Genomic DNA, 12,373 nt, shown 5'->3' on the forward strand with positions numbered 1-12,373 from the left:
CAGAATAACGAAAACGCGGGGAGGAATTATTGTAGCAGGTTGCTGTTTTAGCCCAATTTCACCTGTTTCTGGAAACGCACTGGCGTGACGCCGTAACGATTGGCGAAGGCGCGCGTCAGGTGCGCCTGATCGGTCAGCCCCGCCGCCGCCGCCACCTGTGCGGCGGGCATGCCGCGCTCCAGCATGCGTTTGGCCTGCGACAGCCGGATCGCCATCAGCATCTGCTGCGGCGAAACGTGATATTCGGCCTTGAACTTGCGCAGGAAATGGTACGGGCTGAGCGATACCAGCTCGGCCAGTTGGCTGAGGGTCACCGCCTCAGCGAAGTTATCGTGCAGGTAGCTTTTCACCACCTCGAAACGATGCGCCGCTTCGGCTTTTTCCCGCTGCCCGGTGCGGATGTGCGGGTGCAACAGCTCGACCGCCTCAAGCAGCAGGCCGTCGAGCGTGAGCGGATCGTCGGTTTGCCACAGCGTGGCGAGAATGGCGGACAGGCGCTGCGCCGCCCGCGGATCGTGGCGCACTGCATCGGTAAACCACTGGCTCCGATCGCCGGACAGCTGCTCCAGCGCCTCGGGCGCCAGATAGAGCATGCGGTAACACCAGCCGCCCGGCGTTTCGGCTTCGCCGGTATGCAGTTCGTCCGGGTTCATCAGCACCAGCGCGCCCGGCGCCGCCAGATGCTGCGCGCCGCGATAGCGGAAACGCTCCGCCCCGGTGTCTACGGTGCCGATGGCGAAGGCGTCGTGGGTATGCGGCTCGAAGGCATAGCGCTCGATGTGCGCCTGATAGAGTTCGACGCCCGGCAGATGTGACAAATGCCGGAACTGTGCGCAATCCTTCTCGAACGGAAACTGTTGTGGTACCCCTTGCACCCGACCTCCTCGTCCGTGCTGACAATCTGCTCAGCATAGCCAAAACATCGCCGGTTGAGTAGCCGCCCTGGCGCTTTCGTGCCCCTCGCCTGGACGATCGCCGCCATTCGGCGTAGGGTTAAGGTCCCTGTCCCTTTCAGGCGCGCCGCATCGCGAAGCTCATCGGCCCCTGACACTCCGCAAACAAGAGGCAACAATGTATCCGGATACTCAACTGTATATCGATGGACACTGGCGCAACGCACTGGCCGGGAAAACCCTGCCGGTCACCAACCCCGCCACCGACGAGATAATCGGTCAAGTGGCGCACGCCGCCACAGAGGATCTCGATCTGGCGCTGGCCGCCACCGAGCGCGGATTTAACGTCTGGCGCGACACCGCCGCGCACCAGCGCGCCAATCTGATGCGCAAAGCCGCGGCGTTGCTGCGCGAACGCGCCAACGCCATCGCCGCCGTCATGACGCAGGAACAGGGCAAACCGGTGGCGCAGGCCAAAGTCGAAATTCTCAACGCCGCCGACGTTATCGACTGGTTCGCCGGCGAAGCCACCCGCACCTACGGGCAGATCATTCCGTCCCGCGCCCGCGATGTACAGCAGCAAACCCTCAAGCTGCCGGTTGGCCCGGTGGCCGCCTTCACGCCGTGGAACTTCCCGATCAACCAGATCGTGCGCAAGCTGTCCGCCGCGCTGGCGGCGGGCTGTTCCATCATCGTCAAAGGTCCGGAAGAAACGCCGGCCTCACCGGCTGAACTGATCAAAGCCTTCGCCGACGCCGGTATTCCGGCCGGGGTGATCGCGCTGGTGTATGGCACCCCGGCGGACATTTCGGAATACCTGATCCCCCATCCGACCATTCGCAAGATCTCCTTCACCGGCTCCACTCGCGTGGGCAAGCATTTGGCGGCGCTGGCCGGCCAGCATATGAAAAAGGCCACCATGGAGCTGGGCGGCCACGCGCCGGTGCTGATCTTCGACGATGCCGATCTCGACGCGGCGGCCAAAGAGCTGGCGCAGTCCAAGTTCCGCAACGCCGGCCAGGTCTGTATCGCCCCGACCCGCTTCCTGATCCAACAAGGCGTTTATGAGGCCTTCGTGGAGAAATTCACCGCCGCGGTGCGTGAGCTCAAGCTCGGCAACGGGCTGGAAGACGGCGTGACGATGGGGCCGATGGTGTTGGGCCGCAGCGTCGACAATATCGAGGCGCTGGTGCAGGATGCCGTCGCCCACGGGGCGAAGGCCAGCACCGGCGGCAAACGCGTGGCGGGCAAAGGCAACTTCTTCGAGCCGACGGTGCTGCGCGACGTGCCGCTGACCGCGCGCGCCATGTCGGAAGAGCCGTTTGGCCCGGTCGCCCTGCTGCGCCCATTCGCCACCTATGACGAGGCGATCGCCGAAGCCAACCGCCTGCCGTACGGCCTGGCCGCCTACGCTTACAGCCGCAACATCGCCACGGTCAATGCGCTAGGGCGCGACGTGGAGAGCGGCATGCTGAGCATCAACCACATCGGTTTCGGCCTGCCGGAAACACCGTTTGGCGGCGTGAAAGACTCCGGTCACGGCACCGAAGGCGGCAGCGAAGCGATCGAATCCTATCTGGAAACGCGCTTTGTCACCGTCGCCGGCCGATAATCGCCCGGCAGATGAATAGCCAGAAGCCCCGCAATGCGGGGCTTTTTTTTACTCACCGGCCAGTTCGAACAGCTGCCGCGCCGCCGGGGTCAGCCCCAGCATGTGAATACAGGCATGCACCATGCCCGGCAACCGTTCGCAGCGCACCGACACGCCCGCCTCACGCAGCCGCTGCGCATACTGTTCGGCCTCATCGCGCAGCGGATCGTATTCGCAGCTCAGGATGGTGGCCGGCGGTAACCCGCGCAGCGTGGCGGCATACAACGGTTCCGCGCCGGGATCGCGCCGCTGGCCCAGATACTGCTGCCAACAAAACCCCATCGCGTCGCGCGTCAGAAAGTGCCCCTCGGCAAACTCGTGATAGCTCGTCGTCGTCATCTCGCGGCTGAGCGCCGGGTACAGCAGCAGCTGACGTTCGATGTACGGGCCGCTGCGATCCCGCGCCAACAGTGCGACCGCCGCCGCCAGATTGCCCCCTGCGCTATCACCGCCCACTGCCAGGCGCTGCGCGTCAATCCCCAACTGCGGCGCCCGTTGCGCCACCCAGCAGAGCGCCTGATAGACATCTTCCAGCGGCTGTGGAAACGGGTATTCCGGCGCCAGACGATAGTCAACCGACAGGATCACCCGGCCGGTGGCGTTAGCCAACGCCTGACAGGGCCGATCGTACAACGCCAGTGAGCCGAGGCACCAGCCGCCGCCGTGGGCGAACAGCATCGCCGGCTGCGCGGTCGTGCCGTTTTCCCCCGCCGGTAGATAGGCGCGCAGTGCAATCCGGTGTCCATCGGCGGCGACCACCGTATGGTCCCTGACGCCGCCGCTCGGTTCCGCCTCGCCCTGCAGCTGGCGTAAACCGGTTTCCGTGGCCGCGCGCATTGCCGCCAGCGAAGCGGGCGGTGGCACGTCGGCCGATGCCGTCAAAAAGGCGGCGATGCGTTCATCAAGCGGCATACGGCTCTCCCGCCAGGAATGACGTAATCAGTGCAATAAATTCCTCATGACACTCCTCGGTGATGAAATGGCCGCAGCCGGCGACGGTTTCGCCCCGCAGATCGTGCGCATTGCCCTGTAGCGTCGTCAGCGGCGCGTCGCCGGTGGCGTGCTCCGCTCCCACCGTCAACACCGGCATCGTCAAGGGCGTAGCGGTGCGCAGCCGGTTCTGCCGCACGGTCTCCGGGATCGCCCGGTAATAGTCGAATCCGGCGCGCAGGCCGCCCGGTGCCGAATAGGCGGCGATATACACCTCCGCCGCCACCCGATCGCGCCGATAGGACCAGCGGTTGAAGATATAGCCAAGATACTCCCGTTCGCGCCCCTGGGTCAGGGTCTCCGGCAAATCCGCCAGCTGGTTGAACATGAAATGCCACAGGAAGATGTTCTCCTCCGGCGCAACGAAAATCGGCGGCGGCGGCGCCAGCCCGGGGATCACGGCCTCCGTCAGCACCAGACGCTCCACCGCCTGCGGGAAATCGCTCGCCATGGCGTAACCGATCCACATGCCGATGTCGTGGCCAACCAGTTGGTAACGTTCATGGCCCAGTTGCGCCATCATTGTGTGCAGCGCCGCACCGACGCTGCCGGTGTCGTAGCCGCCAGCGGGCTTGTCAGAATCGCCGATGCCCGGCGGATCGACGGCGATCGCCTGAAAACCGGCCGCCGCCAGCGCTTGCATCACATGGCGCCAGGTGTACCAGGTTTGCGGCCAGCCGGGGATCAGCAGCACCGGCCGCCCTTCACCGGCCACCACGCAGTGAAGGCGCCGGCCGTTGACCTGGAGATAGACGTGTTCCGCCGCGAGATCCGCCAACGGGACCTCGTTCTGTCGATATTGCATGGGGTGACTCCCTTAAGGATTGGGCTCAGCGAATGCCGAGCAAGGCGTTGATCTGCTGCGGGCTGACCGGCGCACCGGCGAAGTCATCGAACACTTTGTCGGTGACGCGGATAATGCGATCGCGAATGAAGGCTGCGCCTTCGCGCGCGCCGTCCTGCGGGTTTTTCAGGCAACATTCCCACTCCAATGCCGCCCAGCCCGAATAGCCGTACTGCGTCAGGCGCGAAAAGATGCCGTTGAAATCAACCTGGCCGTCGCCCAGCGAGCGGAAGCGGCCGGCGCGATCGATCCAGGATTGATAGCCGCCGTAAATGCCCTGGCGACCGGTCGGATTGAACTCGGCGTCCTTGACGTGGAACATGCCGATAACGTCCTTATAGATATCGATAAACTCCAGATAGTTAAGCTGCTGCAGCACCATATGGCTCGGATCGAACAGCACCCGACAACGCGGGTGGTTACCGACGCGCTCAAGAAACCTCTCGAACGTCACGCCGTCGTGCAGATCCTCACTCGGGTGAATTTCATAACACAGGTTGATGCCCTGTTCTTCGCAGGCGTCGAGCACCGGCAGCCAGCGTTTGGCGAGTTCGTCGAACGCGGTGTCGATCAATCCTTCCGGGCGCTGTGGGAACGGGAACAGATAGGGCCAGGCCAGCGAACCGGAAAAGGTGCCCAGCTCGCTGAGCCCGAGCCGCGCCGACGCCTTCACCGCCAGCAGCATTTGCTGCCGCGCCCACTCGCCGCGCGCCTGCGGATTGCCCTGCAGCGCCGGCGGCGCGAAGCTGTCAAACAGCGCATCGTAAGCCGGGTGTACCGCCATCAGCTGGCCGAAGATATGGCTGGTCAATTCACTGACCACCAACCCCTGCTCCGCCAACATCCCGGTCAGATCGTCGCAGTATGTTTGGCTTTCCGCGGCGGTGGCCACGTCGAATAAACGCCGATCCCAGGCCGGGATCTGCAAGGCGGTAAAACCGGTTTGCGCCGCCCACTCGGCGATGGCCGGCAGGCTGTTGAACGGCGCTGTCTCATCGCTGAACTGCGCGAGATGCAGGCTTGGACCTTTGAGGGTTTTCATCGTAAACTCCTATTAGTTGTCGATTGACAAACAATAGAGGCAAGGAGCGATGACCGCAAGCGAAATTTATAAAGACATTGGTATTCCCGCCGATTTAAGCGATCCTATGTCGCTGAATGGCAGGTAAATTGGAGCAGAGAATGGCTGGCAGACCGCGTGAGTTCGACCGCGAACAGGCGCTCTTGAAGGCGCGAAACTTATTTTGGCGGCAAGGTTACGAAGGCACCTCGATGTCGGATCTGGTGGCGGAATTGGGCATTGCTTCCGCGCGCATCTACAAGGCGTTCGGCTCCAAAGAGCAGCTGTTCCGCGAGGCAATCGCCAGTTACGAAACCGAGGAAGGCGGCTTCGCCGATCGCGCCTTCGCGCAGGAAAGCGGCATTCGCCCGGCGATCCAACGTATGCTGGAAGATGCCGTGCGTCTCTACAGCCGGCCAGATCTGCCGCAGGGCTGCATGGTGGTCTCCGCCGCCGCCAGCGTCAGTGCGGAAAACGATGGGCTCAAAACCTGGCTGGCAGAGCATCGGTTGCAGCGTACGCAGCAGATCATCGAACGGCTGCGGCAGGCGGTGCAAACCGGCGAATTGCCGGCCGATACCGACGCCGACAGCCTGGGTGACTATTTCGCCGTCTTCCTGCACGGCCTGTCGATTCAGGCACGTGACGGCGTCACTGAAGAGCGGCTATTGGCAGCGGTAAAGGTGGCGCTGGCGGTCCTGGGCGCCGCTTAATCCTCCGGCAGATCGACAATCACCAGCGTGCCTTCGCTGCCCGGCAACACGCGATGCGGCACGCCGGCCGCGGCCTGATACAGCTGGCCGGCGCGCACCACCACCACTTCCCCCGCCACCTGCAGCCGCAGGTGGCCGCTGATCACCAGCAATCCTTCGCTGTAATCATGCACTTCATCCGCAATGCTGCGCGCGTCCATGCGCAGCACTTTGATATTGGCCGCACCGACGCGGCCCAGCACGGCAGAACGCCAGGCCTCGGGCAGTTCGGCCGCCTGCTGGTTTAAATCGAACAGCATCGTCATACCTTATCGCGACACAGGAACCCGCACTCTACTGCAAGCCGCCAGGTGCTGAAAGACGCGTTGGTTGTAGATTATGCCCCGACGTTCTGAGCCGCCGCCTCACGCCGCAGCCATTGCCGCAGATTTTCGCCTTCCTGCGACAGCTCGCTATCCAGTCGAGCGCACAGGTAATAATCGCGGCCGTCGTCGATCGGCAGATCGAACATTTTGATCAACTCACCGCTCTCAAGGTACTGGGCGATTAACGGTTCACGCATCAACGCGCACCCTAGCCCCGCCTGCACCGCCGCCAGTGTCAACAATCCGTCTTCAAACATCGGCCCGATGCTGCGCAGCGGGCGTTTAACGCCGGCCTGCTGAAACCATTGCATCCAGGTATTGCGCTCCTCGTCGTGCAGCAGCGGCAGCGTCGCCAGCTGATCCGGCGTATCCAGCAAACCGTGCAGTTTACTGAATGCCCGGCTGCACACCGGCACCATTTGGCCAGACATCAGCTTTTCGCTGCGATAGCCGGTCCACTGCCCAACCCCGAAGCGAATCGACAGATCGGCGGCGTCGCTCAGGTAATTGCGGTGGTTGGCGTAAACCACATTGATGTCGATATCCGGATTTTCGCGCAAAAAGCCACGCAGCCGCGGAATGAACCAGCCCATGCCGAACAGCGGGATCAGGCTGATGGTGACCTGCCGCGATGCGGACTGCTCGCGCACGTGTTCGGTCGCCTGGCGCAGCACGTTGAACGCCGAGCGAATCGAACGGTAATACTCCCGCCCCTCGCTGCGCAGCACCAGGTTACGCCCCTGCCGTTCGGTCAACGGCATCTGCAAAAATGCCTCCAGCGTTTTGAGTTGATGACTGACCGCCGAAGGCGAAATCATCAGCTCGTTAGCCGCCGCGCTGATGCCCCCCAGGCGCGCGATGGCTTCGAACGCCCGCACGGCGCGCAGCGGCGGATCGTTCGGCAGCATCGGCAATGGCTCATCGTACTGTTCTGTTTTTTTCATATATTGACTATTTTTGGGAAATCGACACTGAAGGGATGGGTTTAATATACATAAAAATCAACGTATTAAAATCACTCGTTTTTTGTATAAGAAAGTATTTTTCCGTATTTTACAATTTTTTTAAATTCTCTACTGTGAGCCTCCTGACTCATTATCTCCGGACTCTCCTTATGGATACGCTGGTACAGCAAACCGTCAACGGTTTGATGCTCGGCAGCATCTATGCGCTGATCGCGCTCGGTTACACCATGGTGTACGGCATCCTGCGCATCATCAATTTCGCGCACGGCGACGTGCTGATGGTCGGTGCGCTGAGCGCGTTGTCGGCGATCGGCGTGTTGCAACACCACTTTCCCGCGTTATCACCGTACGCCACGCTGCTGCTGGCGGCCCTGTTCGCCATGGCGGTCTGCGCCATTACCTCGATGGCGATCGAGCGTCTCGCCTACCGCCGGTTGCGCACTGCGCCGCGCCTGGCTCCGCTGATCAGCGGCATCGGCGTCTCGCTGCTGCTGCAAACCCTGGCGATGCTGATCTGGTCACGTAATCCCCTGATGTTTCCGCAGCTGCTGCCAATGACCCCCATCGCCCTGACCGCAGGCAGCGGCGGGCATGCGCCGGCGGTGATCACCGGCACGGCGATCGTCACGCTGGCGGTGGCCGTGGCGGTCATGGCCGGCCTCTGGCTGCTGGTCGAACACAGCCGTTTCGGCCGCGCCATGCGCGCCACGGCGGAAAACCCGCAGGTCGCCGGCCTGATGGGCATCAGTCCTGACCGCATCATCGTTCTGACCTTTGCGCTCGGCGGCGCGCTGGCGGCGGTGGCCGGCATCATGATGGCCAGCAACTACGGCAACGCCGGTTTCTCGATGGGCTTTCTGCCGGGCATCAAGGCGTTTACCGCCGCCGTGCTCGGCGGCATCGGCAACCTGCGCGGCGCGATGCTCGGCGGATTGCTGCTGGGCCTGTTCGAATCGCTGGGCACCGGCTATCTCGGCGAGCTGACCGGCGGCGTGTTCGGCAGCAACTACCAGGACGTGTTCGCGTTTCTGGTGCTGATCGCCGTGCTGGTCTTCCGCCCCTCCGGGCTCTTGGGCGAACGCATCGCCACGCGCGCATAAGGACATCACCATGACCGTTTTGACTCCCCCCGTTCCTCTGGCCACGCCGCGTCGCGCCAGGCTGGGGCTGACGCTGTTCATTCTCGCGCTGCTGCTGGCGCCCTGGGTGGCGGGCGCCGCCGGCGGCAACTACTGGGTGCGGGTCGTCGACTTCGCCCTGCTGTACCTGATGCTGGCGCTCGGGCTGAACATCGTAGTGGGCATGACCGGGTTGCTGGACATGGGCTTTATCGCCTTTTACGCCGTCGGCGCCTATTTGGCCGCGCTGCTGTCATCACCGCATCTGACGCAGCAATTCCCGCTGCTGCTGCAGTGGTTCCCCGACGGGCTGCACCTGTCGATGCTGTGGCTGATCCCGCTGGCGGCGCTGCTGGCGGCGGCGTGCGGCATCCTGCTTGGCGCGCCGACGCTGCGGCTGCGCGGCGACTATCTGGCGATCGTCACGCTCGGTTTCGGCGAGATCGTGCGCATTCTGATGCGTAACCTCGATCGCCCGGTCAACCTCACCAACGGCCCTAAAGGCATTTCCGGCATCGACCCGGTCAGCCTGTTCGGCCTGAAGTTCTCCGGCATGCATGAGTGGTTCGGCGTGCGTTTCTCCGGGCTGTATCTCTATTACTACCTGTTCGCCGCGCTGCTGCTGGCGATCCTGTTTATCAGCCTGCGGCTGCAAAACTCGCGCATTGGCCGCGCATGGACAGCGATCCGCGAAGACGAAGACGCCGCGCGGGCGATGGGCATCAATACCCGCAACTTCAAGCTGCTGGCCTTCGCCATCGGCGCCACCTTTGGCGGTGTGGCCGGCGCGTTGTTTGCCGCGTTTCAGGGCTTCGTGTCGCCGGAATCGTTCACTCTGCAGGAATCGATCGCCGTACTGGCGATGGTGGTGCTCGGCGGCATGGGGCATATCCCCGGCGTGATCCTGGGCGCGCTGCTGCTGGCCGCCCTGCCGGAGCTGCTGCGCAGCAGCATGGGGCCGCTGCAGCAGGCGCTGTTCGGCCAGGTGCTGATCGACCCGGAAATCATTCGCCAACTGTTTTACGGCCTGGCGTTGATCCTGGTGATGCTGTATCGCCCGGCGGGCCTGTGGCCGGCTCGCCATGCTGGGAGGACCGCCGCATGACGCCACTGCTCGCTTTAAATCACGTCAGCAAACGTTTCGGCGGCCTGACGGCGGTGGATGACGTCAGCATGAGCATCCGCCAGGGGGAAATCTACGGCCTGATCGGGCCGAACGGCGCCGGTAAGACCACCTGCTTCAACCTGATCACCGGCCTGTATCGCGCCGACGCGGGCGAGTTCCGCCTGGCGGGCCAGCGCTATAAACCCCAGGCGATCGACAAAGTGGCGCAGGCCGGCATTGCCCGCACCTTCCAAAACCTGCGGTTGTTCAATGAAATGAGCGTGCTGGAAAACGTGATGGTCGGCTGCCACGTGCGCACCCGCAACGGCCTGTGGGCGGCGATCGCCCGGCACCGTCGCGCCAGGGAGGAGGAACAGGCGGTGCGCGATAAATCTCATGCGCTGCTGGAGTACGTCGGCATCAGCCAATTCGCTCATTACCGCGCCGGCGATCTCGCCTACGGCCATCAGCGGCGGCTGGAGATCGCCCGCGCGCTGGCGACCGAGCCCCGGTTGCTGGCGCTGGACGAACCGGCGGCCGGCATGAACGCCGGAGAAAAAGTGGCGCTGCGCGAACTGCTGCTGCGCATCCGCGACAGCGGCAAAACGCTGCTGTTGATCGAACACGACGTCAAGCTGGTGATGGGCCTGTGCGATCGGCTGACGGTGCTGGATTACGGCAAAGCGATCGCCGAAGGCGAACCGGCGCAGGTGCGACGCGAACCGGCGGTCATTCAAGCCTATCTGGGAGGCGGCGCGCATGTCTGAAGCCCTGCTGAGCGTTAAACGACTCAAAGTGTCTTATGGCGGTATTCATGCGGTCAAAGGCATCGATTTCACGGTGAACGCCGGCGAACAGGTGACGCTGATCGGCGCCAATGGCGCGGGAAAAACCTCGAGCCTGCGGGCGCTGACCGGCCTGCAGCCGTTTGAGGGTGACATCCTGTTCGACGGCCGTTCGATTCGCGGCATGCCGCCGCACCGCTTGCTGCAACAGGGGCTGGTGATGGTGCCGGAGGGACGCGGCATTTTCACCCGCCTGACGGTGCGAGAAAACCTGCAGCTGGGTGCCTATGCGCGGCGTGACGCATCGGCGGTGCGGCAAGATTTCGAACGCGTGTGCGCCACCTTCCCACGGCTGAGCGAGCGCCTGCATCAACCGGCCGGGCTGCTTTCCGGCGGTGAACAACAGATGGTGGCGATGGGCCGCGCGCTGCTCAGCCGCCCGCGGCTGCTGATATTGGACGAACCGTCGATGGGGCTGGCGCCGATTGTGGTGGAGGCCATTTTCTCGGTCATCAAGCAGTTAGCCCGTGACGGCGTCACGCTGCTGTTGGTCGAGCAGAACGCCCGCCTGGCGCTGGCGTCCACCGATCGCGCCTACGTATTGGACAGCGGCAGCCTGAGCCACAGCGGCCGCTCCGCCGACATGCTGGACGATGAAAAAATCAAACAGATCTATTTGGGTGAATAACCGTTGTTACCTTTAACCGCACCAGGAGTATGACATGCAGCAGAACATTCGCATCAAGCCGTTGGCGCTGGCCGCCATGACAATGATCCTGAGCCTCCCGGCGCTGGCGGACGACACCGTGCTGATCGGCCTGGCCGGGCCGCTGACCGGCCCTTCCGCGCGCATCGGCAAAGATCTCGAAAACGGCGCACGGCTGGCGATCGCCGACGCTAACGCACAGAAACCGACGCTGAACGGCAAACCGGTCACCTTCAAATTACTGTCCGAGGACGATCAGTCCGACCCGCGCACCGCCGTGGCCGTGGCGCAGCGCTTGGTCGACGAAGGCGTCGCCGGCGTGGTCGGCCACTGGAACACCGGCACCAGCATCCCGGCGGCGCGCATCTACCACGACGCCGGCATCGCTCAGGTGGCGCCGGTGGCGACCGGTCACGGCTACACGCAGCAAGGCTTTGACACCAGCTTCCGCGTGATGGGCCACGACGACGACGGCGGCAACTACGCCGGGCAATATGCGGTGAAAACGCTGAAAGCCAAGCGTATCGCGGTAATCGACGATCGCACCGCTTTCGGCCAGGGGCTGGCGGACGAGTTTATCAAATCGCTGCAGGCCCAGGGCGTGCAGCCGGTCACCCGCGAGTATGTGGATGACAAGACCGTCGATTTCAGCGCCGTGCTGACCACCGTGCGCAGTAAAAACGCCGATCTGATTTTCTTCGGCGGCGTGGATTCTCAAGCGGCGCCGTTGGCACGCAAGCTGAAACAGCTGGGCATGAACGCGCAGCTGATGGGCGCCGGCGGCTTCGTCAGCCAAACCTTCCTGACGCTGGCGCAGCGGGAAGGCGAAGGCGTCGTCGCGCTGGAGCCGGGGCTGCCGCTGGAGCAGATGCCGGGCGGCAAGGCGTTTGAACAAGCCTACCGCGATCGTTATCACACCCACATCGAACTGCATGCGCCCTTCGCCTACGACGCCACCCGGGTGCTGATCGCCGCCATTGAGCAAGCCGATTCGGCCAATCCGGCCGATTATCTGCCGAAACTGCGCGCCATACATTACCAGGGCGTGACCGGCGCCATTGCCTTCGATGCGCAAGGCAACCTGCAACAGCCGAGCTTCACCCTGTACCGGGTGGTTGACGGCAAATGGCAGCCGCAAACCGTGTTGGGCGGCGCCAAGTCACAATAAATCAAGAGGA

At 63.4% G+C, this 12,373-nt stretch carries 13 protein-coding genes; 7 read left to right on the forward strand and 6 right to left on the reverse strand.

Annotated features, from left to right (window positions below):
* Positions 1 to 47 precede the first annotated feature (47 nt).
* Positions 48 to 875 (reverse strand): AraC family transcriptional regulator, encoded by an 828-nt coding sequence (locus ACJ8IL_RS00910; RefSeq protein ID WP_197769560.1) that lies wholly within the window; start codon positions 873 to 875, stop codon positions 48 to 50.
* Between the two features lie 196 nt (positions 876 to 1,071).
* On the opposite strand from ACJ8IL_RS00910, the gene ACJ8IL_RS00915 reads away from it, so the two are divergent.
* Entirely contained in the window at positions 1,072 to 2,505 is a 1,434-nt protein-coding gene (locus tag ACJ8IL_RS00915; protein WP_261424623.1) for an NAD-dependent succinate-semialdehyde dehydrogenase, read from the forward strand.
* A 48-nt stretch (positions 2,506 to 2,553) separates the two neighbouring features.
* Here the strand turns inward: ACJ8IL_RS00915 and ACJ8IL_RS00920 are convergent, their stop codons facing one another.
* From ACJ8IL_RS00920 to ACJ8IL_RS00930, 3 genes are read right to left on the reverse strand one after another with little or no spacing between them, the layout of a single operon-like run.
* Positions 2,554 to 3,456: an alpha/beta hydrolase gene (locus ACJ8IL_RS00920; RefSeq protein WP_147823839.1), complete on the reverse strand. Its 903-nt coding sequence runs from the start codon at positions 3,454 to 3,456 to the stop codon at positions 2,554 to 2,556.
* Positions 3,446 to 4,339 carry an alpha/beta fold hydrolase gene (locus ACJ8IL_RS00925; RefSeq protein WP_261424624.1) on the reverse strand — a complete coding sequence of 298 codons (894 nt, stop codon included), beginning with the start codon at positions 4,337 to 4,339 and terminating at the stop codon, positions 3,446 to 3,448. Before ACJ8IL_RS00925 ends, ACJ8IL_RS00920 begins: the two co-directional genes overlap by 11 nt.
* A 25-nt stretch (positions 4,340 to 4,364) precedes the next feature.
* Positions 4,365 to 5,420, reverse strand: a complete 1,056-nt coding sequence (locus ACJ8IL_RS00930) for a sugar phosphate isomerase/epimerase family protein (protein ID WP_173890185.1) — start codon at positions 5,418 to 5,420, stop codon at positions 4,365 to 4,367.
* A gap of 140 nt (positions 5,421 to 5,560) precedes the next feature.
* Here ACJ8IL_RS00930 and ACJ8IL_RS00935 point away from each other — a divergent pair, with 140 nt between their 5' ends.
* The gene (locus ACJ8IL_RS00935; RefSeq protein ID WP_025302929.1) at positions 5,561 to 6,151 is read left to right on the forward strand and encodes a TetR/AcrR family transcriptional regulator; all 591 of its coding nucleotides are present in this window, start codon (positions 5,561 to 5,563) and stop codon (positions 6,149 to 6,151) included.
* On the opposite strand, the gene ACJ8IL_RS00940 is transcribed toward ACJ8IL_RS00935, so the two are convergent.
* Together ACJ8IL_RS00940 and ACJ8IL_RS00945 are read right to left on the reverse strand one after the other, a co-directional pair.
* Complete coding sequence (locus ACJ8IL_RS00940; protein ID WP_043143548.1) at positions 6,148 to 6,450, reverse strand: cupin domain-containing protein; 303 nt, start codon at positions 6,448 to 6,450, stop codon at positions 6,148 to 6,150. The genes ACJ8IL_RS00935 and ACJ8IL_RS00940 overlap by 4 nt on opposite strands.
* Positions 6,451 to 6,527: 77 nt before the next feature.
* Entirely contained in the window at positions 6,528 to 7,460 is a 933-nt protein-coding gene (locus tag ACJ8IL_RS00945) for a LysR substrate-binding domain-containing protein (RefSeq protein ID WP_049207516.1), read from the reverse strand.
* Positions 7,461 to 7,630: 170 nt separating this feature from the next.
* On the opposite strand from ACJ8IL_RS00945, the gene ACJ8IL_RS00950 reads away from it, so the two are divergent.
* From ACJ8IL_RS00950 to ACJ8IL_RS00970, 5 genes are all read left to right on the forward strand, one after another.
* The gene (locus ACJ8IL_RS00950) at positions 7,631 to 8,581 is read left to right on the forward strand and encodes a branched-chain amino acid ABC transporter permease (RefSeq protein WP_043143464.1); all 951 of its coding nucleotides are present in this window, start codon (positions 7,631 to 7,633) and stop codon (positions 8,579 to 8,581) included.
* A 10-nt stretch (positions 8,582 to 8,591) separates the two neighbouring features.
* Positions 8,592 to 9,704 (forward strand): ABC transporter permease subunit, encoded by a 1,113-nt coding sequence (locus tag ACJ8IL_RS00955; RefSeq protein WP_025302933.1) that lies wholly within the window; start codon positions 8,592 to 8,594, stop codon positions 9,702 to 9,704.
* Positions 9,701 to 10,471 carry an ABC transporter ATP-binding protein gene (locus ACJ8IL_RS00960; protein WP_025302934.1) on the forward strand — a complete coding sequence of 257 codons (771 nt, stop codon included), beginning with the start codon at positions 9,701 to 9,703 and terminating at the stop codon, positions 10,469 to 10,471. Before ACJ8IL_RS00955 ends, ACJ8IL_RS00960 begins: the two co-directional genes overlap by 4 nt.
* Complete coding sequence (locus ACJ8IL_RS00965) at positions 10,464 to 11,177, forward strand: ABC transporter ATP-binding protein (RefSeq protein WP_043143459.1); 714 nt, start codon at positions 10,464 to 10,466, stop codon at positions 11,175 to 11,177. The genes ACJ8IL_RS00960 and ACJ8IL_RS00965 overlap by 8 nt, the downstream gene beginning before the upstream one ends.
* Positions 11,178 to 11,253: 76 nt before the next feature.
* Positions 11,254 to 12,363: a branched-chain amino acid ABC transporter substrate-binding protein gene (locus ACJ8IL_RS00970; protein ID WP_373276033.1), complete on the forward strand. Its 1,110-nt coding sequence runs from the start codon at positions 11,254 to 11,256 to the stop codon at positions 12,361 to 12,363.
* Positions 12,364 to 12,373: the final 10 nt, after the last annotated feature.

Source organism: Serratia sp. CY47444, assembly GCF_052168635.1.
Classification (GTDB): Bacteria; Pseudomonadota; Gammaproteobacteria; order Enterobacterales; family Enterobacteriaceae; genus Serratia; species Serratia bockelmannii.

Excerpts from the sequence above, each read along its gene's own strand:
- ACJ8IL_RS00915 (WP_261424623.1), top strand. The coding sequence starts at position 1,072 with ATGTATCCGGATACTCAACTGTATATCGATGGACACTGGCGCAACGCA.
- ACJ8IL_RS00920 (WP_147823839.1), bottom strand. The coding sequence starts at position 3,456 with ATGCCGCTTGATGAACGCATCGCCGCCTTTTTGACGGCATCGGCCGAC.
- ACJ8IL_RS00925 (WP_261424624.1), bottom strand. The coding sequence starts at position 4,339 with ATGCAATATCGACAGAACGAGGTCCCGTTGGCGGATCTCGCGGCGGAA.
- ACJ8IL_RS00930 (WP_173890185.1), bottom strand. The coding sequence starts at position 5,420 with ATGAAAACCCTCAAAGGTCCAAGCCTGCATCTCGCGCAGTTCAGCGAT.
- ACJ8IL_RS00935 (WP_025302929.1), top strand. The coding sequence starts at position 5,561 with ATGGCTGGCAGACCGCGTGAGTTCGACCGCGAACAGGCGCTCTTGAAG.
- ACJ8IL_RS00940 (WP_043143548.1), bottom strand. The coding sequence starts at position 6,450 with ATGCTGTTCGATTTAAACCAGCAGGCGGCCGAACTGCCCGAGGCCTGG.
- ACJ8IL_RS00945 (WP_049207516.1), bottom strand. The coding sequence starts at position 7,460 with ATGAAAAAAACAGAACAGTACGATGAGCCATTGCCGATGCTGCCGAAC.
- ACJ8IL_RS00950 (WP_043143464.1), top strand. The coding sequence starts at position 7,631 with ATGGATACGCTGGTACAGCAAACCGTCAACGGTTTGATGCTCGGCAGC.
- ACJ8IL_RS00955 (WP_025302933.1), top strand. The coding sequence starts at position 8,592 with ATGACCGTTTTGACTCCCCCCGTTCCTCTGGCCACGCCGCGTCGCGCC.
- ACJ8IL_RS00960 (WP_025302934.1), top strand. The coding sequence starts at position 9,701 with ATGACGCCACTGCTCGCTTTAAATCACGTCAGCAAACGTTTCGGCGGC.
- ACJ8IL_RS00965 (WP_043143459.1), top strand. The coding sequence starts at position 10,464 with ATGTCTGAAGCCCTGCTGAGCGTTAAACGACTCAAAGTGTCTTATGGC.
- ACJ8IL_RS00970 (WP_373276033.1), top strand. The coding sequence starts at position 11,254 with ATGACAATGATCCTGAGCCTCCCGGCGCTGGCGGACGACACCGTGCTG.